The organism is Methylocystis sp. NC52PC (assembly GCF_055698645.1).
This window is the reverse complement of the sequence record NZ_CP170127.1, coordinates 826,212-844,121: the sequence shown is the minus strand read 5'-3', so window position 1 is coordinate 844,121 and position 17,910 is coordinate 826,212. Positions and strand designations below refer to the sequence as shown.

Annotated in this window: 13 protein-coding genes and 1 tRNA gene; 4 read left to right on the top strand and 10 right to left on the bottom strand. The window is 67.7% G+C overall.

Going from position 1 to position 17,910, the window contains the following annotated elements; genetic code table 11:
• Positions 1 to 212 precede the first annotated feature (212 nt).
• Together ccmA and ccmB are read left to right on the top strand one after the other, a co-directional pair.
• Positions 213 to 875, top strand: coding sequence for a heme ABC exporter ATP-binding protein CcmA (gene ccmA, locus ACETII_RS05945; protein ID WP_363349960.1), 663 nt, complete (start codon positions 213 to 215; stop codon positions 873 to 875).
• Entirely contained in the window at positions 872 to 1,543 is a 672-nt protein-coding gene (ccmB, locus tag ACETII_RS05940) for a heme exporter protein CcmB (protein WP_363349959.1), read from the top strand. Before ccmA ends, ccmB begins: the two co-directional genes overlap by 4 nt.
• 11 nt (positions 1,544 to 1,554) lie before the next feature.
• Here the strand turns inward: ccmB and ACETII_RS05935 are convergent, their stop codons facing one another.
• From ACETII_RS05935 to ACETII_RS05925, 3 genes are all read right to left on the bottom strand, one after another.
• The gene (locus ACETII_RS05935) at positions 1,555 to 2,346 is read right to left on the bottom strand and encodes an enoyl-CoA hydratase (RefSeq protein ID WP_472787457.1); all 792 of its coding nucleotides are present in this window, start codon (positions 2,344 to 2,346) and stop codon (positions 1,555 to 1,557) included.
• A gap of 61 nt (positions 2,347 to 2,407) precedes the next feature.
• Positions 2,408 to 4,810, bottom strand: a complete 2,403-nt coding sequence (locus tag ACETII_RS05930) for a penicillin-binding protein 1A (protein ID WP_363349957.1) — start codon at positions 4,808 to 4,810, stop codon at positions 2,408 to 2,410.
• Positions 4,811 to 5,130: 320 nt separating this feature from the next.
• Positions 5,131 to 6,372: an N-acetylmuramoyl-L-alanine amidase gene (locus ACETII_RS05925; protein WP_472787456.1), complete on the bottom strand. Its 1,242-nt coding sequence runs from the start codon at positions 6,370 to 6,372 to the stop codon at positions 5,131 to 5,133.
• Positions 6,373 to 7,086: 714 nt separating this feature from the next.
• On the opposite strand from ACETII_RS05925, the gene ACETII_RS05920 reads away from it, so the two are divergent.
• Complete coding sequence (locus ACETII_RS05920) at positions 7,087 to 10,071, top strand: Rne/Rng family ribonuclease (RefSeq protein ID WP_472787455.1); 2,985 nt, start codon at positions 7,087 to 7,089, stop codon at positions 10,069 to 10,071.
• Between the two features lie 74 nt (positions 10,072 to 10,145).
• Here ACETII_RS05920 and ACETII_RS05915 read toward each other — a convergent pair whose 3' ends face one another.
• The gene (locus ACETII_RS05915) at positions 10,146 to 11,315 is read right to left on the bottom strand and encodes a pyridoxal phosphate-dependent aminotransferase (protein WP_472787454.1); all 1,170 of its coding nucleotides are present in this window, start codon (positions 11,313 to 11,315) and stop codon (positions 10,146 to 10,148) included.
• Between the two features lie 147 nt (positions 11,316 to 11,462).
• Between ACETII_RS05915 and ACETII_RS05910 the strand changes: the two genes are divergently transcribed.
• A complete protein-coding gene (locus ACETII_RS05910; protein ID WP_363349953.1) occupies positions 11,463 to 12,761 on the top strand; it encodes an MgtC/SapB family protein in 1,299 nt (432 codons plus the stop codon).
• Here the strand turns inward: ACETII_RS05910 and modC are convergent.
• From modC to ACETII_RS05880, 6 genes are all read right to left on the bottom strand, one after another.
• Positions 12,756 to 13,835, bottom strand: coding sequence for a molybdenum ABC transporter ATP-binding protein (gene modC, locus ACETII_RS05905; protein ID WP_472787453.1), 1,080 nt, complete (start codon positions 13,833 to 13,835; stop codon positions 12,756 to 12,758). The genes ACETII_RS05910 and modC overlap by 6 nt on opposite strands.
• Positions 13,832 to 14,518: a molybdate ABC transporter permease subunit gene (gene modB, locus ACETII_RS05900; RefSeq protein ID WP_363349951.1), complete on the bottom strand. Its 687-nt coding sequence runs from the start codon at positions 14,516 to 14,518 to the stop codon at positions 13,832 to 13,834. The genes modC and modB overlap by 4 nt, the downstream gene beginning before the upstream one ends.
• A 56-nt stretch (positions 14,519 to 14,574) precedes the next feature.
• Positions 14,575 to 14,895, bottom strand: coding sequence for a thioredoxin (gene trxA, locus ACETII_RS05895; protein WP_363349950.1), 321 nt, complete (start codon positions 14,893 to 14,895; stop codon positions 14,575 to 14,577).
• A 572-nt stretch (positions 14,896 to 15,467) separates the two neighbouring features.
• Positions 15,468 to 17,003, bottom strand: coding sequence for an acyl-CoA carboxylase subunit beta (locus ACETII_RS05890; RefSeq protein ID WP_472787452.1), 1,536 nt, complete (start codon positions 17,001 to 17,003; stop codon positions 15,468 to 15,470).
• A gap of 46 nt (positions 17,004 to 17,049) precedes the next feature.
• The gene (locus ACETII_RS05885) at positions 17,050 to 17,727 is read right to left on the bottom strand and encodes a COG3904 family protein (protein WP_363349948.1); all 678 of its coding nucleotides are present in this window, start codon (positions 17,725 to 17,727) and stop codon (positions 17,050 to 17,052) included.
• Positions 17,728 to 17,818: 91 nt separating this feature from the next.
• Positions 17,819 to 17,894: transfer RNA gene (locus ACETII_RS05880), tRNA-Val, on the bottom strand.
• Between the last annotated feature and the right edge of the window lie 16 nt (positions 17,895 to 17,910).

Below are 17,910 nucleotides of genomic sequence, written 5' to 3'. Positions count from 1 at the left end.
TCGCAGTCCCTAATGGCCTGGCGCGCCGCGCGCACATGTTTCGCGAAGAATCAAAAGCGCCGCTGAAGGCGCCCTGGAGTGATCGCGTCCCTTATCACTCCGAGCCCCCGCGCGCCAGTGCGCCTGTTTTCCGGGGAGCCTGGCGTCGGGGAAACGGACGCCATGGCGGCGCCTATGGCGCTTTGGCGCGGCTTTCTCTATTGGCTTTCGCCATGGAGACAAGCCCGCATCGCCCCCACGCCGACCGCCAGACCGTCCCGCGGCTCAAGGTCGAGAATCTGGCCGTCGCCCGGGGGGGCCGGCCCGTGCTCTCGGGCGTGAATTTCTTGCTCTCGGGGGGCGAGGCGCTTGTCGTGACGGGCCGCAATGGCGTCGGCAAATCCACGCTTTTGCGGGCGATCGCCGGCCTGCTCCCGCATTCGGGCGGAACGGTCGCGCTCGAAGGGGCCGGGGAAGACCAGGAGCTCGCCCAGGCGACGCATTACCTCGCCCATGCCGATGGCATGAAGGCGGCGCTCACGGTCCGGGAGAACCTGGATTTCTGGGGGAATTATCTGGGGCGGGCGGAAGATCGCCGCAGCCGTCCGGTCGCCGAGGCGCTCGCCGCGGTCGGGCTCTCGCATGCGCTCGACGCGCCTTTCGGGGCGCTGTCCGCCGGGCAGAAGCGGCGCGCGGCGCTGGCGCGGCTGCTCGTCGCCTTCCGGCCGCTGTGGCTTCTCGACGAGCCGCTGACGGCGCTCGACCGCGGCTCGCGGGAAAAATTCGCAGCCGCCATGCGCGCGCATTGCGCGCTTGGCGGCCTGATCGTCGCGGCGACCCATGAGCCGCTCGGGCTCGAGGAGGCCGGCGAACTGGCGCTCGGGGCCCCACAGTGACGGCCCCGCTTTCCGCCCTTTTCCTGCGCGAATGGCGCATCGCGCGGCGCGTCGGCGGCTCGGGAGCGATGGGCGTCGTGTTTTTCCTCACGCTCGTCGTCATCGTGCCCTTCGCGGTGGGCCCGGACCCGAACCTGCTGTCGCGCATCGGCCCGGCGATCCTGTGGATCGCGGCGCTGCTCGCGAGCCTTCTGGCCTTCGACCGGCTGTTCCAGGCCGACGCCGAGGACGGCTCGCTCGACCTGCTGCATCTTTCCGACACGCCGCTCGAAGTCGCGGTGCTCATCAAATGCGCGGCCCATTGGGCGGCGACGGGCCTGCCGCTCATCATCGCCGCGCCCTTCCTCGGACTCATGCTCCAGCAGGAGCCCATGGCGCTCGCCGGCGTCGTGGCGACGCTCTTCGTCGGCACGCCGGCGCTGACCCTCGTCGGCGCGATCGGCGCGGCGGCGACGGTCACGGTGCGCCGGGGCGGCCTGCTCATGGCGCTGCTGGTGCTGCCGCTGACAATCCCCGTGCTGATTTTCGGCGTCTCCGCGTCGGAGGCGGCGACGGGCGGCGCGGTTCCCTTCCTGTCGCCCTTTGCGATCCTCTGCGCGATCAGCCTCGCGGCGCTGGCGCTCTGCCCCTTCGCGGCCGCGGCGGCGCTGCGGAATTTGGGGGAATAGCCTCTCGTCGGCTAATCCCAAACCGGCGCGCGCTTTTCCAGAAACGCCGCAATCCCCTCGACGGCGTCGCCCGCCAGCATGTTGTCGACCATGACCGCGCTCGCGAGGTCATAGGCCTCGGCGAGCGGCTTCTCCCGCTGGGCGTAGAAGGCGCGCTTGCCATAACGAATGGCCGCCGGCGACTTCGCGGCGATGACGTCCGCCAGCGTCCGCGCCCCGGTGCGCGCGCCATCGGGCGAGACGCGGTTCACGAGCCCGATGCGCAGCGCCTCCTCTGCGCCGATAGGGACGCCGGTGAGCAGCATCGCCATCGCCTGTTTCGGCGCGACGGCGCGGGAGAGGGCGACGGCGGGCGTCGCGCAGAACAGGCCGATGTCGACGCCCGGCGTGCAGAAGCGGGCGCGGGGGCCGGCGACGGCGAGATCGCAGCTCGCGACGAGCTGGCAGCCCGCGGCGGTCGCCATCTCGTCGACAGCCGCGATCACGGGCTGCGGCAGCGCGACGATCTGCTGCATCAAGGCGGAGCAGGCGCGCATTGTCTCGGCGAAGAAGGCGCGGCCGCGGTCGGGGTCGTTGCGCCGCGCCGTCAGCTCCTTCAGATCGTGGCCGGCGCAGAAGGCGGGGCCTTCGGCCGCAAGCAGCACGACGCGAACGTCAGGGTGCGACGAGATTTCATCCAGGCGTTTCGAGAGCGCGGCAAGCATCGCACGCGACAAAGCGTTGCGCGACCCAGGACTGTTTAGCGTGAGCGTCGCGACGCGGTCTCGTATCTCGATCAGGACGGGCTCGGTCGGCGGGATCATCGTTGGGCTCTTGAGACTGAAACGGCGGAGGAGGCCTTTTGGTCTCCTCCGCCGTCAAAGATCAATACAACCCGCCCGTTCCGGTGCCGACGCGCTGGTCGACGTCCTGCGTGTTGACCTGGCGCGGGCCGTCGCCGCCGCCGGAGTAGGAGTCGGGCGGGGCGGTTCCCGGCTTGAAGGGCCAGAGCTCGCCGCCGCTCGCGGTGCGCAGGCCCGAGCCCGGATTGACCGAGATCAGCTTGATGCCCGGCGGCACGCGGAACGGCGTATCCGGCTTGTCCTTCAAGGCGACCGTCATGAAGTCGCGGAAGATCGGCGCGGCGAAGAGCGCGGCCTGGGCGTGGCTGCCCATGGAGCGCGGCCGGTCGTAGCCGATATAGACGCCAACGCAGAGATCCGGCGAAAAGCCGACGAACCAGAGGTCCTTCGCCTCGTTGGTCGTGCCGGTCTTGCCCGCGAGATGCTTGCCGACCGCCTTGATCGAGACGCCCGTGCCGCGCTGGATGACGTGCTCCATGATCGTCGTGATCTGATAGGCCGTGAGCGGGTCGAGCACCTGCTCGCGCTTGTCGATCAGCTTGGGTTCGTTCTGATTGTCCCATTTGTCCGCGTCGCAGCCCAGGCACTGGCGCTCGTCGTGGCGGTAGATGGTCTTACCCCAGCGGTCCTGCACGCGGTCGACCAGCGTGGGCTTGATGCGCTTCCCGCCGTTGGCGAGCATCGAATAGCCGGTGACCATCTTGAGCAGCGTGGTCTCGCCCGCGCCGAGCGACAGCGAGAGATAGGGCCCCATCTCGTCATAGACGCCGAAACGCTTGGCGTATTCCGCGATGAGCGGCATGCCGACGTCCTTCGCCAGACGCACGGTCATCATGTTCTTGGAATGCGCGACGCCGTAGTCGAGCGGATGCGCGCCGGTTCCGTGGCCGCCTTCGAAGTTTTCCGGCGTCCAGTAGCTGCCGTCGGCCTGCTGGATCGAGATCGGCTCGTCGAGGATCGAGGACGAGGGCGTATAGCCATTGTCGAGCGCCGTGGCGTAGACGAAGGGCTTGAAGGAGGACCCCGGCTGGCGCAACGCCTGGGTGGCGCGATTGAACTCCGACTGGTCGAAGGAGAAGCCGCCGACCATGGAGAAGACGCGGCCCGTGTAGGGGTCCATCGCCACCATCGCGCCGGAGATTTCGGGGATCTGACGCAGGCGGTAGCGGCCGGGACTGCCGACGAGCGGCTCCACATAGATGACGTCGCCGACGGCGAGCGCGCTCTTGGGGCTGCGGCCCGTCCAGCGCATGCCTTCGGCGGTGAGCATGCCCGTCTCGCGCTCGCGCGCGACCTCGCCCGAGGCCTCGCGGCCGGGCTGGAGGCCGATGCGGGCGCCCGCGTCATTCAGGTCGAGCACGACGGCGAGCCGCCAGGGCTTGATGTCGCCGAGCGAGGGAATGTTGGCGAGCGGCGCGCCCCAGTCGGACGAAACGTCGATATGGTTGATTGGACCGCGAAAGCCATGCGCCTCGTCGAAGCGCACCAGGCCGTCGGCCAGCGCCTTGCGGGTCCAGGCCTGCATCTTCGGGTCGAGCGTGGTGCGCACCGACAGGCCGCCCTCGTAGAGGCCCTTTTCCTTGTAACGGTCGAGCAGCTCGCGGCGCACTTCCTCGGCGAAATAACCGGCGACATAGGTGTTCGGCGACAGCGCCCGCGGGTTGACGCCGAGCGGCTCCGCCTTGGCCTTGGCCGCTTCCTCATGGGTCACGACGCCGTCGGCCTCCATGCGGTCGATGACGTAATTGCGGCGCTCGATCGCGCGGTCGCGACGCTGGAAGGGATGATAATTGTTCGGCCCCTTCGGCAGAGCGGCGAGATAGGCGGCTTCGGCCAGCGTCAGCTCGTTGACCGACTTGTTGAAGTAATTGAGCGCGGCGGCGGCGACGCCGTAATTCCCCAGGCCGAGATAAATCTCATTGAGATAGAGCTCGAGAATGCGCTCCTTCGAATAGGCCGCTTCGATGCGGAAGGAGATGATCGCCTCGCGGATCTTGCGCTCGATCGAGCGCTCGTTGCCGACGAGGAAGTTCTTGGCGACCTGCTGGGTGATCGTCGAGGCGCCCTGCACATGGCGGCCGCCTTCGAGCAGCACGCCCACGGCGCGCAGCACGCCTTCGGGATCGACGCCGGTGTGGGTGTAGAAATTCTTGTCTTCCGCCGAAATGAAGGCCTGCTTCACGAGCGGCGGGATCGCCGAACTCGGCAAAAACAGGCGGCGTTCGCGTGAATATTCGGCGAGGATCGAGCCGTCGCTCGCGTGCAGCCGCGTCGTCACCGGCGGCTCGTAGTTCTGCAATTGCGCGGTGTCGGGCAGATCCTTCGAATAATAATAGATCAACCCGGCGCCGGCGACGGCGACGATCAGGAAGACGATCGTGCCCGTCGCGAAGACAAAGCCTAGAAATCTTGCGAGAAGTCGCATGAAAATCTTCCTCTTTGGCGGCCGGCCGACCGCTCCGTTCGGCGCCTGCCTGTATATGGCGCCCGCCTGTCCCTTTTTCAGGGAGCTTGAGCCGGGCGCGCCACGAGGCGCATCCGCGCCGCTTCGGGCGCTTGTTTCTGACTGGCTCGCTTAATCCAACACGGCGAACGCCGTCCATCCCTGCCGCGCAGCCCTGCCTTAGCATTGCCCGCGTCCGTCGATCCAGTGGCTTCGGTCCCTCGCCGCAAGCCAGATTCGGGCCGCCGGGCAGAGCCCCCGCTCCGATCCGGCCGAATGCCCAATTGACCCGATTTTGTGTTTTATTGTGGGCGCGGCTTCTCGGGCGCGCGCGCCTCGCGGGAGCGGGCGGCGAAAAAGGCCTCAATCGCCTCGGCCGTCTTGCCGGCCGCCTGGTCGCGCCACTCGGGCGAGGTCAGCCGGGCGAGATCCTTCTCGCTCGACAGATAGCCGAGCTCCAGCAAGGCTGATGGAATATCGTAGGATTTCAGCACGACGAAGCCGGCGGAGCGCGCCGGATTTTTGTTGAGGCTGCCGGCCTCCTTCCAGCGGGCGATGAGCGCCTGCGCAAATTGCGCGCTGAAGGCGCGCGTCTCCCGCTGAGCGAGGTCGACCAGAATGTCGCCGACCTGTTCGCTCGCCTGCGCGCTGTCGACGCCCGCCGCCTGATCCGCCAGATTTTCCTTCTCGGCGATTCGCGCCGCCTCCGCGTCCGACGCCTTGGCGGAGACCGTATAGACCGTCGCGCCCTCGACATGGCCTTCCGCCAGCGTGTCGGCGTGGACCGAGAGGAAAAGCGCGGCGTTGTGGCGATGCGCGATGCGCACCCGCTCGTTGAGCGGGAGGAAGACGTCCTCCTCGCGGGTCATCACGGCCTTGATCCGCCCGCCCTGCTCGATCTTGGCCTTGAGGGCGCGGGCGAATTCGAGGACGATCGCCTTCTCCTGCTCGCCGTGCTTGCCGGTCGCGCCCATGTCCACCCCGCCGTGGCCGGGGTCGATCATCACCACAGGCTGGTCGGAGGGCGTCGGCGCGGCTTCCGCGACCGCGGCCGGCTCGGCCTTGGCGGCGACGGCGCTCTCGGCGACAGACGCGTTGAAGCTTGCCTCCGTCGTCGGGGCGAGGTCGATGACGAGGCGGCCCCCCTCGGCGCCCGCCTTCACGACCCGCGCGGGGGCGAGGAGGTCGACCACGACGCGGGCGCGTCCAGGCGCGAACTGCCCGTATCGATAGGATTTGATGAGCTTCGAACCAGCGGCCGAGCGGCCCTCCCTGGGGTCGATGCGAAACGCCACTTCGGGCAGATCGACGATGACGCGCGGCGGATTGGCCACGGGGCGCGCCTGCGCCTCGACCGCGCCGGTCATGTCGAAGACGAGACGGGAATGGTCGTGGGCCGTCTCGACGCGGCTCGAATAGGCCGTGACGGGCTGCGCCGGCTCAGCCGCCGCGGCGAGGCCGACGCCGGAGAACGCAGCAGCTCCCGCCGCCGCGCAGAGAAAGCGCTGGCCGGCCTTTCTCGAGCGGGGAGGCGGGTGCGTCATGGTCAGGGATCCTGCAAGAGATCGAGGCTCGCTCTCAATATAGGCGATTCTTCGAGCCTGTCCGTTAAGGCTTCGTTAACTTCCACAACCTTGCGCCGGCCTTGCCGAGCGGCCCATCGGCGGCGCTTGCGCGTTTCGCGGGCGCCCGCTATGAAGGAGCGGCGCTCCCTGGGAGTCCGCTGGCGTGCGCCATTACCGGCGCGCCTTGCAAGTCCGGCCAGCGGCTTTTCGGGATGGGCTGACGTTTCTGAAACGTCGCCAGCGGCCTTCAGGCCCAATGCGACGGATGCGCGCCGCCTTCAGGCGGTCGCGAAAGGTTTTTTGACGATCTCATGGCCAGGACCATGATAAGCGCAGCAGCGGAGGTTCGCCTCGCCCGGTTCGACCGCGCGATGCGTCTCTGCTCACGCCGCGCGCGTCCCGGTCCGTTCCCCGGCGCCTGCGCCGCGGGCGATGTTCCGGCTCGAGATCGTCATCTTGTCCGGCTCTGCGTCGAAACGTCGGGCCTGCGCCCGCGTGCGGCGTCAAGCCAAGCCTATCTCAACGCCGGTCCTCGCGCCGGCCAGAGCGCTACAGGCCGAAGGCCTTTCCCCTTTTCTCGCACAACAAGCGTTCGCGCCCTCGGGCCTCGCCGAAAAGCGGCCGCCGCGTCCCTGACTGGACCGCGGCGCCCTCCGCCGGCCGCCGCGCGCGCAGCGCCCCAAAGAGTCCCACATGGCAAACAAGATGCTGATCGACGCCTCCCACCCGGAGGAAACCCGGGTGGTGGTGCTGCGCGGTAACCGCGTTCAGGAATTCGACTTCGAGGCCGCCGACAAGAAACCGCTGCGCGGCAATATTTACCTGGCGAAGGTGACGCGGGTCGAGCCCTCGCTGCAGGCCGCCTTCGTCGATTACGGCGGCAACCGCCACGGCTTTCTGGCCTTCGCGGAAATCCACCCGGACTATTATCAGATCCCCGTCGCCGACCGTCAGGCGCTGCTGGAAGAAGAGAGCCGCGCCCATCGCCAGGACGAGGAAGAGGAGCAGCCGCATCGTCCGCACGGCCGTCGCCGCTCCCGCCGCCGTCAACCCGAGGCCGCCGAGAAGCGCGCCGGCGCCGATGAGACGCTGGTCAGCGAGGCCGTCGACGTCGAAGCGCTGATCGAGGCGGCCGGAGACGAGCAGCCGGCCAGCGAGGAGACGGCCGCCGAATCCGTCGTCGCCGCCGCCGAGGACGAGCCGCGCCCGGAAGAGGCCGAGGCCCCGACCGACGTCGAGGTCGAGGCCGAGGCGGTCGAGGCCGTTGAAGCCGTCGGGATCATTGAGCCCGACGAAGGACATCACACCATTTCCGTCGATCCGGCGGGCTTCGGCTCCGTCGAGGAGGGCGCCGCCGAGGAATTCGCCGAGGCGATCCCGGAGCCGGACCACGAATTGAAGGCGCGTCGCCAGGACGAGCGCGACGAGGAGCGCGAGCGCGCCCGCGACGAAGCTGAAGAGGCGGCCGACGAGGGCGAAGAATTGGCCAGCGCGGGCGAGGGGCTCGAGGCCCGCGCGCCGCGGGCGCCGGCTGACGAGGACCACGACGACGAGGAGCACGACGAGGAAGAACACGTCGAGCACATCGGCGGCGACGCCATGGACGAGGCCCCGTTCAGGGTCGTGCGTCCCCGCCGCCAGTACAAGATCCAGGAAGTCATCAAGCGCCGTCAGGTGCTGCTCGTTCAGGTCGTGAAGGAAGAGCGCGGCAATAAAGGCGCGGCGCTGACGACCTATCTGTCGCTCGCCGGCCGCTATTCGGTGCTGATGCCCAACACCGCGCGCGGCGGCGGCATCTCCCGCAAGATCACCGACGGCGCAGATCGCAAGCGCCTCAAGGAAATCGTTCACGACCTCGAAGTGCCGGAGGGGATGGGCGTCATCCTGCGCACCGCGGGCGCCACGCGCACAAAGGCTGAGGTCAAGCGCGACTTCGAATATCTCCTGCGGCTGTGGGAAAGCGTGCGCGAACTGACGCTGCGCTCCAGCGCGCCGACGCTCGTCTATGAGGAAGGCTCGCTAATCAAGCGCGCCATCCGCGACCTTTATGGCCGCGACGTCGAGGAGATCGTGGTCTCGGGCGACGAGGCCTATCGCGAGGCCAAGGACTTCATGCGCATGCTCATGCCGAGCCATGCCAAGAACGTGAAGCAGCACCGCGAGCCCTACCCGATCTTCGCCGAGGCGGGGGTCGAGGCGCAACTCGACGCCATGTTCTCCAATCACGTCACGCTGAAATCCGGCGGCTATCTGGTGATCAACCAGACCGAGGCGCTCGTCGCGATCGACGTGAACTCGGGCCGGTCGACGCGTGAGCACAATATCGAGGACACGGCGCTGCGCACCAATCTCGAGGCGGCGGACGAAGTCGCCCGCCAGCTGCGCCTGCGCGACCTCGCCGGCCTGATCGTGGTCGATTTCATCGACATGGAGGAGAGCCGCAACAATCGCGCCGTCGAGCGCCGGCTCAAGGACGCGCTGAAAAACGACCGCGCCCGCATTCAGGTCGGCCGCATCTCACATTTCGGCCTTCTCGAAATGTCGCGCCAGCGCATCCGCGCGGGGGTCGTCGAGGGGTCGACGGTTCCCTGTCCGCATTGCGCGGGCGCGGGACATGTCCGCTCCACCGCCTCGATCGCATTGCATGTGCTGCGCGTGCTGGAGGAGGCGCTGATCAAGAGCGCGGCGCATGACGTGACGCTGCGCACCCGCGGCGCGGTCGCGCTCTACATCCTCAACCAGAAGCGCGCGCATCTGCATTCGCTGGAGAGCCGCTTCGGCGTGCATATCACCGTGGCCGCCGACGATACTCTGACGGGCGCCAATTACCACGCGTTGGAGCGCGGCGAACTTGCGAGCGGGCCGCGCGTCCCGACCGCGCCCGCGCCGCTGCGCGTCGATTCGCTGCGCGCCGAACCGCTCGAGGAAGAGATCCTCGAAGAGGAGGCGCTGGCGGAGGAAGAGGCCGCCGCCGACGGAGCCGAGGAGGAGCGCGCCGAAGGGCGTCGCGACCGCCGCTTCGCGGGCGAAGAGGGCGAGGAGGGCGCGCCGCGCGGGCGCCGTCGCCGTCGTCGTCGCGGCCGCGGCGGCGCCAACGGCAGTGGCGAGGTTTTCGCGCCCGGCGCCGAGCAGCCGTCCGACGAGGGCCTCGCGCTGATGGCCGAGATCGAGGGCGCGCCGGCCCCGCGCGAGCCCCGCGAACCCCGCGAACCCCGCGTCGGGCGGGGGCGCGGTCCGGGCCGCTGGCGCCGGTCGGCGCCTCTGCCGGACGAGTTCCGCGATCCCTCCGCGCTCTTCCCGCTCGACGGGGGCGAGGCGGAAGCTTTCGTCTCGCCGCGGGAGGCGCATATGCCCGACTTCGCCCCCGCGCCGCAAATCGTGACGCCTGCGCTCGAGGCCGCGGCTCCCGAGGCCCCGGCCGCCGAAGCGCCGGCGACGGTCACAACGGCGGCGACGCCCGCCGCGGCGGAGGCGGAAATCCCGCCTGCCGCCGAAGCCGTCGTCCCGGAGGCGGGCCCCGCTCCCGACGCCGCGCCGGCGGCCGCTGCGCCAGAAACGCCGGCCGAACAGCCGACGACCCCGCGCGAGCCGACCCAGGTCGTCATCACCGCGGCCGATCCGAAGACCCCAAAGAAGGGCGGATGGTGGCAGCGCGTCCGCGGGCCGTTCAACGAATAGGCCGGACGTTCACTGGAAACACGCGAAACCTCGAGATTCCCTCTCCCGCGAAGCGGGGGAGGGGCAGGGACGGGCTAAAGACGCGCCTGCGGCAGCCAGGCTGCGAGCCGCGCGACGCCTTCGGCGACCTCCGCTTCCGAACCGGCATAGGAGAAGCGCGCCTTTGTCGCGCCGCGCTGTGGATCGAAATCGAGGCCGGGGGTCGCCGCGACCCCCGCCTCCGTCAGCATCCGTCTGCAAAACGCCATCGAGTCGCCGGTGAAGGCGGACACATCGGCGTAGATGTAAAAGGCGCCGTCCGGCGGCGCGAAGCGGTCGAGGCCCATCTGCGGCAGCCGCGCCATGAGCAAGGCCCGATTGCGCGCATAGGCCGCGCGGTTCTCCTCCAGTTCGTCAGTAGCGTCGAAAACGGCGAGCGCCGCATGTTGCGAAATCGTCGGGGCGCAGATGGCGAGCGATTGCTGCAAGCGCTCGAGCGGCCGCATGAGTTCTTCGGGCGCGACGAGCCATCCGAGCCGCCAGCCGGTCATTGCGTAATATTTGGAGAAGGAATTGACGACAATGGCGCTTTTTGAAAAGCGCAGCGCCGTCTCGGCGGGGACCGCATATTCGAGCCCGTGGTAAATTTCATCTGAAATGAAGACGATCCCCGCCGCCTCGCAGAAGGCGCAGATACGGGCGAGCTCCCCGGCGTCGATCATGGCGCCCGTGGGGTTGGCCGGGCTCATCAGCAGCGCGCCGTCGAGCGGCTTTTCGCGATGCGCCGCCTCCAGTATGGCGGCCGTGGGCGCGAAACGGGTCGCTGCGTCGACCGGCAGCGGCGCGGCTTCTAGGCCGAGCGAGGAGAGAAGATTGGCGTAAGCCGGATAACCCGGCGCCGTGACGGCGATGCGCGCGCCGGGATCGAAGGCGGCGAGCAGTGTCAGCATGAAGGCGCCAGAAGAGCCGGTCGTCACGATCACCCGGTCGGGCGGGACCTCGACGCCGTAGCGCGTCTGGTAATGGCGCGCGATGCGCGCCCGAAGCGCCGCCTCGCCCATCGCCTCGCCATAGCCGAGCCGTCCGGAGGCGAGGGCCGCCTCGGCGGCGGCGCGCGCGAGCCGGGGAACCGGGGCGCCGGGTTCGCCAAGCTCCATATGGATGATGCGCCGGCCCGCGCGCTCCAGGCGCCGCGCGTCGCGCAACGTCTCCATCGCCATGAAGGGCGCGACGGCGGATCGGCGGGAGGGACGCAGGCGCGACATTTTTCAACCTTTCGATTGCAGATGGCGGGATCGATAACGATTTGGCGCTAGCGAATGTCTCTAAGGCGCCGCGACTTCCAGCGCGAGTTTTCGCATCTCCCACAGAAAGGCGCTTGGGCATGAAGGCGCTTATGAAGGCATTTGGACATGTATGAATTGGGCGCCGCCGCATTGATCCAGCGGCTTGCCTATGCGCTGGCCATCGGGCTGCTCATCGGCCTCGAGCGCGGATGGGACGCGCGCGCCGAGCAGGAGGGCGAGCGCACCGCTGGCGTCCGCACCCATGGCCTCGCCGCACTGCTCGGCGGCGTCTGGGGCGCGGTGGCGCTGGAATTCTGGCATGACGCCGGCGTCGTCGCGCTGGGTCTCTCCTTCCTGCTCTTCGGCGCCGCCATGGCCGTCTTCCGCTATCGCGAGACGGAGCACGACAAGACGTTCGGCGCGACCTCCGTCGTCGCCATGATGCTCGCATATGCGCTCGGGGCCTTGGCGGTCGTCGGAAATGAGGTGGCGGCGGCGGCGGGCGCCGTGGCGACGACGATCCTGCTGGCGGCGAAGGGGCTGCTGCACGAATGGGTGCAAAAACTCACCTGGGAGGAGTTGCGCTCCGGGCTCGTGCTGCTGGTTATGAGCTTCATCCTGCTGCCCGTCCTGCCGAACCGCGCCATCGACCGCTGGGGCGCGGTCAATCCTCACGAATTGTGGCTGATGACGGTGCTGATCGCCGCCGTCTCCTTTAGTGGCTATGTGGCTGTGAAGATCGTCGGCTACCGGCGCGGGATCGCCGTTGCGGGCATGGCGGGCGGACTCGCCTCCTCGACGGCGACCACGGCGGCCATGGCGCGACTGGCGGCCGAGAATCCCAAAGACGTGGGCGTGCTGGCCGCCGGCGCCCTCTTCGCCAATGCGATCATGGGGCCGCGCGTCCTCGCCATTCTAAGCGTCGTCAATCCGGCCTTCGGCCTGCGTCTCGCGGCGCCGCTGATCGGCGTCGGCGTCGTGTATCTGCTGGCGGGCGGCTTTCTGATGTGGCGCGGCGCGGCGTCCGGCGAGCGCGAAGGCAATCCCGTGGCCGGCGCCAATCCGCTGGATTTGCCGGCTGTGCTGAAATTCGGCGCGCTGCTCGCCGCAGTGATGGTCCTTTCCAAGATTCTCACGACCTTCGCCGGCAGCTCCGGGGCCTATGCCCTGGCGCTGGTGTCCGGCGTCGCCGACGTCGACGCCATTTCGCTGTCGATGGCCCGGCACGGCGAGCAGGAGGTCGGCTGGACGGCGGCGGCGTTCACCGTTCTGCTCGCGGTGCTGAGCAATACCCTGTCAAAGGTGGCGATGGCCTGGGCCATGGGCGGGACGGCGATGGGGTTGCGGCTCCTCTTCGCTTCCATCCTGGCGCTCGGCGCCGGCGTGGGGGCGCTCGTTCTGATTCCGACGCCGCAAGGACTATAGCGCGCGTTCGTCGAGCGCCACGGCCTTGACGAGGGCGAAGGCCTCGGCGCCGCTCGTGAGCTTCAATTCGTCGAGCGCGAGCCGCGTGACGGCCGCGACGAGCCTGTCGCCGCCGCTCAACTCCAGTGTGACGAAGGCGAGGGCGCCGTCGCCGGCCTCGATCCGGGCGATCCGCCCACGCAAAATCGTGCGCACACTGGTGTCGGCCGGCGGAGATTTCGCCAGCGCGACATCCGTCGCGCGGATCGCGACGCGCGCCTCCCGGATGTCTGGAAGACGCGCGGTGACGAGAATCTCTCCGGCGGGATGGGCGAGGCGGGTGACGCCATAGGCCGGATCGACAGAAGCGACGCGCGCCGACAGCGTATTGACGAGCCCGAAACGCCCGCCCGCGATGAGCCGGCTCGCGCCCGGCAGAACGTCGAGCGGCGGACCCTGCGCAACGACACGGCCGCGATCCATGACGACGGCCTCGTCGGCGAGTCGGGCGATCTCCTCCGCGGAATGGGAGACGAGCACGATCGGCGTGTGGAACGCGTCACGCAGCCGTTCGATCAATCCCATGATTTCCTGCCGCCGCGCATGATCGAGGGCGGCCATGGGCTCGTCCATCAACAAGAGCCGCGGAGAGGCCAGTAGCGCGCGCGCGAGCCCGATGCGCTGACGCTCGCCGCCGGAGAGCGTCGCGGGGCGACGGTCGAGGAGATGGCTGACGCCGAGCGTCTCGACGATCGCGTCGAAGGGCGCGGTGCGCTCGGCGCGCGGCGTGAAGAAGCGCCCGAAAAGAATATTCGACCGGACGCTCAGATGCGGAAACAGCAGGGCGTCCTGAAACACGACGCCGACGCGCCGCTTCTCGGGCGCCAGAAAGACCCGATGCGCCGTGTCGACGAGCGTGACGCCGTCGACGACGATTCGCCCGGAGTCCGGCCGGGCGATTCCCGCGAGGAGATGGGCGAGCGTCGATTTGCCGGCCCCCGACGGGCCATGCAGCGCGAGCACGCGCGCGCGGCTTTCAAAGGCGCAGGCGAGTTCGAACTCTTGCCGGCGCAGGCGAACGTCGAGCGCGATCATTTCGAGGCGCCGAGCCGGGACTGAAGCGCTTCCGACGCGAGCAGCGCCGCGACGGCGATCGCCGCGGAGATGGCGGCGAGCCGCAGCGCCGAGGCGTCGCCGTCGGGCGCCTGCAGCAGCGCATAGATCGCGGCGGGGATGGTGCGCGTTTCGCCGGGAATGCTGGAGACGAAGGTGATCGTCGCGCCGAATTCGCCGAGCGCCTTGGCGAAGCCGAGAATGGCGCCGACGAGCACGCCATTGGCGGCGAGAGGGAAGTCGACGAGCGCGAAGCTCCACAGGCGGTTGGCGCCGAGCGAGCGGGCCGCCGACGACAGCCGCGGGTCGACGGCCTCGAAGGCCAGCCGCACCGGCCGCACCATGAGCGGAAAGCTCATCACGGCGGCGGCAAGCGCAGCGCCCGTCCAGCGGAAGGCGAAGACGAGCCCGAAATGGTCGGCGAGAAACGCGCCGATGGGGCCTCGCCGTCCAAACAGCAGCAGCAAAGCGAAGCCGGTGACGACCGGCGGCAAGACGAGCGGCAGGTGAACCGCGGCGTTAAGCGCCGCCCGGCCAGGAAAACGCCAGCGGGCCAACGCATAGCCAACCAAGACGGCGACGGGAAGAGAGGCCGCGACGGCGACGGTCGCGACCTTCACGCTAAGGGCGATGGCGACGAGATCTTCCGCCGTCAAATCGAGCAAGCTATCGCCATCCGCTTCGAGGGGCCTGTCTCAAGGCGCCGCTCGCAAGAAACATGTCAGACGGCGGCGGAGATCCATCGGCTCAGCTCGCCTTTCGGCGCGGCGCCGACCTTTTGCGCGGCGGCCTTGCCGTCCTTGAATAGAATCAGCGTCGGAATCGAGCGGATGCCGAGCTTGCTGGCGACCGCCGGGTTCTCGTCGATGTTGAGCTTGACGACCTTGACCTTGCCCTTCATCTCCGCCGCGATCTCCTCCAGCGCGGGGGCGATCATCCGGCAGGGGCCGCACCACTCGGCCCAGAAGTCGACGACGACGGGCTCGGCGGACTTCAGGACTTCCTGCTCGAAAGTGGCGTCGGTGATTTTCTGCGTGGACATGAGAGGTCTTTCGTTGCGGCCGGGGGTGGCGGGCCAATTGCGGGACAAAGGTCGAATTCGAAAGGGAACGTAGGAATGGGCGAAACCTGCGTCAAGCAGCGGCCGGAGCCGGGACAGAGCCTTGCGCCTATCGGTTGAGAGAGAAGTTCTATAATGCCCCCTCAAACACAAAGAGCGGGGACGGCCGGGCCGCACCCCACTCTTTGGCACCCTGTCCTTTAACCGGAATCCACGCTCGGTCTCGAAGTCTTTTGCGCTCCGATAACCGCTTGCATCGGCTCGTCTCTCGAACCAGTCGCAAGCTGCGTTTTCTCCGGCGTCCTCCCCGACTTGGACCGTTGCTGGGAATAGAAAGCTAAACGCTTTAAACGCTTAGGCTTACCCAACCAACTTGGCGAGGGGGACATTATGCCAAATCCAAAGGGCTGTCACCCGAAAAACGAGCAGTCTGGCGAATTTTCGAAAAGGGCGCCCCAGGATTGGGCAGCCCGTCGAGAGCCGTCTCGAAAGGGCACAAAACAAAGGGCGCGGCTCTTCGCCGCGCCCTATCGAAGCTCTTCTGCCACGCTTCGTTACAGCGGGATGTTGTCGTGCTTCTTCCAGGGGTTCTCCAGCTCCTTGTGACGGAGCAGCGCCAGCGCGCGGGCGATTCGCCGACGTGTCGAATGCGGCATGATCACCTCGTCGATATAACCGCGCTCGGCCGCGACGAAAGGCGAGAGAAAGCGATCCTCATATTCCTTGGTGCGCTGCGCAATCTTCCCCGGATCGCCGAGATCGGCGCGGAAAATGATTTCGACCGCGCCCTTGGCGCCCATCACGGCGATCTGGGCCGTCGGCCAGGCGTAATTGACGTCGCCGCGCAGATGCTTCGACGACATCACGTCATAGGCGCCGCCAAAGGCCTTGCGCGTGATGACCGTCACTTTCGGAACCGTGGCTTCGGCATAGGCGAACAAAAGTTTGGCGCCATGCTTGATGAGGCCGCCATATTCCTGCGCGGTGCCCGGCAGGAAGCCGGGAACGTCGACGAACGTCACGATCGGAATATTGAAGCAGTCGCAGAAGCGCACGAATCGCGCCGCCTTCTTGGAGGCGTCGATGTCGAGCACGCCCGCGAGCACCATCGGCTGATTCGCGACGAAGCCGACCGTGCGCCCCTCGACGCGGCCGAAGCCGACGACGATGTTCTTGGCGTGCGCCTCCTGAATCTCGAAGAAATCGCCCTCGTCGACAACCTTCGAGATGAGCTCCTTGATGTCGTAGGGCTTGTTGGGATTGTCGGGAATGAGCGTGTCGAGCGACATGTCGAGCCGGTCGACGTCGTCGAAGCTCGGCCACTCCGGCGGCTCTTCGGTATTGGACGAGGGCAGAAAGTCGATGAGCCGGCGCATCTGCAGCAGCGCCTCGACGTCATTGTCATAGGCGCGGTCGGCGATGGAGCTCTTGGTCGTGTGCACCGAGGCGCCGCCGAGTTCTTCCGCCGTAACGGTTTCATTGGTGACGGTCTTCACCACATCGGGACCGGTCACGAACATATAGCTCGTGTCGCGCACCATGAAGATGAAGTCGGTCATCGACGGGGAATAGACGTCGCCGCCGGCGCAGGGGCCCATGATGACGGAGATCTGTGGAATGACTCCGGAGGCCATGACATTGCGCACGAACACTTCGCCGTAACCGCCGAGCGCCGCCACGCCCTCCTGAATGCGCGCGCCGCCGGCGTCGAAAATGCCGATGACCGGCGCGCGGTTTTTGAGCGCCATATCCTGCAGCTTGATGATCTTCTGCGCATGGGTCTCGGAGAGCGAGCCGCCGAACACGGTGAAGTCCTTGGCGAAGACGAAGACCGCGCGGCCGTTGACGGTGCCCCAGCCAGTGACGACGCCGTCGCCCGAAGTCTTCTCGCCCTGGTCCATGCCGAAGTCCGTGCAGCGATGCGTCACGAACATGTCGAATTCTTCGAAGGAGCCCTGATCGAGCAGAAGCTCGATGCGTTCGCGCGCGGTGAGCTTGCCGCGCGCATGCTGCGCGTCGATGCGCTTGTGGCCGCCGCCGAGGCGCGCCGAAGCGCGGCGCTGTTCGAGCCCCTCGAGAATATGTTTCATGTCCAGCCCTGCTTCTTTTCTCTGCTTATTGCGCCGCGCGCCTTGTTTAGAGTTTGCGCGATCCGAGCCGCCAGCGCGCAATGTCCTTGCCGCTCAGCATGTAAAGCTGATCCGGCGAGGTGCGTTCGGCGAGATTGACCAGTTCCGGGGAGACGCCCATGTTGCTGGCGTAGCGCGCGAGCATGTCGCGCATCCCGCCGTCGTCATAATTGCGCTCCCTCACGAGCCCTTCCGAAAAATCGAAGCTCGTCGAATAATTGAACATGCGGTGAATGCCAACGCGGCTTTCCGGCGGAATCACCCGCCGCTTGCCGCCCATCAGCGCATAGACGCACGCCGAATAGCAGCGTCCCGAGACCAGCGCCATTGCATCGCCCGCCTGCGCGGCCGGGCGCGCCACCACGACCGCCATGCCCAGCCGGCGCAACGCCTGTCCGAACTCCATCGAGGCGACCACTTTGCCGCCCGGCGAGTCGAGCAGCAAAATGCCGTGCAGATTGCCGGAGCCGACATTCTCGCGGACGAAACTGACGAAGGCGTCCGGCGTCCCTTCCGCGATCTCGCCCTGCGCGGCGATCATTTGCGGGCAGCGCGCGCCGCAATTCTCTCCATTGACGCCGACGACCCGAAAACTCATCTCCTCGGCCCGCGCCGGGCCCGAGAACAGCCATGCCTGAGCCAGAAGGCTGAAAACGCATAGAGTCAGGGTCTTCAGTCTCGTCATGGTCGCGGGCGCCTCGTCTCTCCGGATGGACGTCAAGCCTAATTCCTCATCAGCGCGCGGCAAAGGACTTTCGCATGGCGCCCGCGAAAACTGGTGGGCGGTGAGAGGTTCGAACTCCCGACATTCTCGGTGTAAACGAGATGCTCTACCAGCTGAGCTAACCGCCCGCGCCAGCTTCGAAAC

Excerpts from the sequence above, each read along its gene's own strand:
- ACETII_RS05925 (WP_472787456.1), bottom strand. The coding sequence starts at position 6,372 with ATGACGCACCCGCCTCCCCGCTCGAGAAAGGCCGGCCAGCGCTTTCTC.
- ACETII_RS05915 (WP_472787454.1), bottom strand. The coding sequence starts at position 11,315 with ATGTCGCGCCTGCGTCCCTCCCGCCGATCCGCCGTCGCGCCCTTCATG.
- ACETII_RS05935 (WP_472787457.1), bottom strand. The coding sequence starts at position 2,346 with ATGATCCCGCCGACCGAGCCCGTCCTGATCGAGATACGAGACCGCGTC.
- ccmA (WP_363349960.1), top strand. The coding sequence starts at position 213 with ATGGAGACAAGCCCGCATCGCCCCCACGCCGACCGCCAGACCGTCCCG.
- ACETII_RS05920 (WP_472787455.1), top strand. The coding sequence starts at position 7,087 with ATGGCAAACAAGATGCTGATCGACGCCTCCCACCCGGAGGAAACCCGG.
- ACETII_RS05910 (WP_363349953.1), top strand. The coding sequence starts at position 11,463 with ATGTATGAATTGGGCGCCGCCGCATTGATCCAGCGGCTTGCCTATGCG.
- ACETII_RS05930 (WP_363349957.1), bottom strand. The coding sequence starts at position 4,810 with ATGCGACTTCTCGCAAGATTTCTAGGCTTTGTCTTCGCGACGGGCACG.
- modC (WP_472787453.1), bottom strand. The coding sequence starts at position 13,835 with ATGATCGCGCTCGACGTTCGCCTGCGCCGGCAAGAGTTCGAACTCGCC.
- ACETII_RS05890 (WP_472787452.1), bottom strand. The coding sequence starts at position 17,003 with ATGAAACATATTCTCGAGGGGCTCGAACAGCGCCGCGCTTCGGCGCGC.
- ACETII_RS05885 (WP_363349948.1), bottom strand. The coding sequence starts at position 17,727 with ATGACGAGACTGAAGACCCTGACTCTATGCGTTTTCAGCCTTCTGGCT.
- trxA (WP_363349950.1), bottom strand. The coding sequence starts at position 14,895 with ATGTCCACGCAGAAAATCACCGACGCCACTTTCGAGCAGGAAGTCCTG.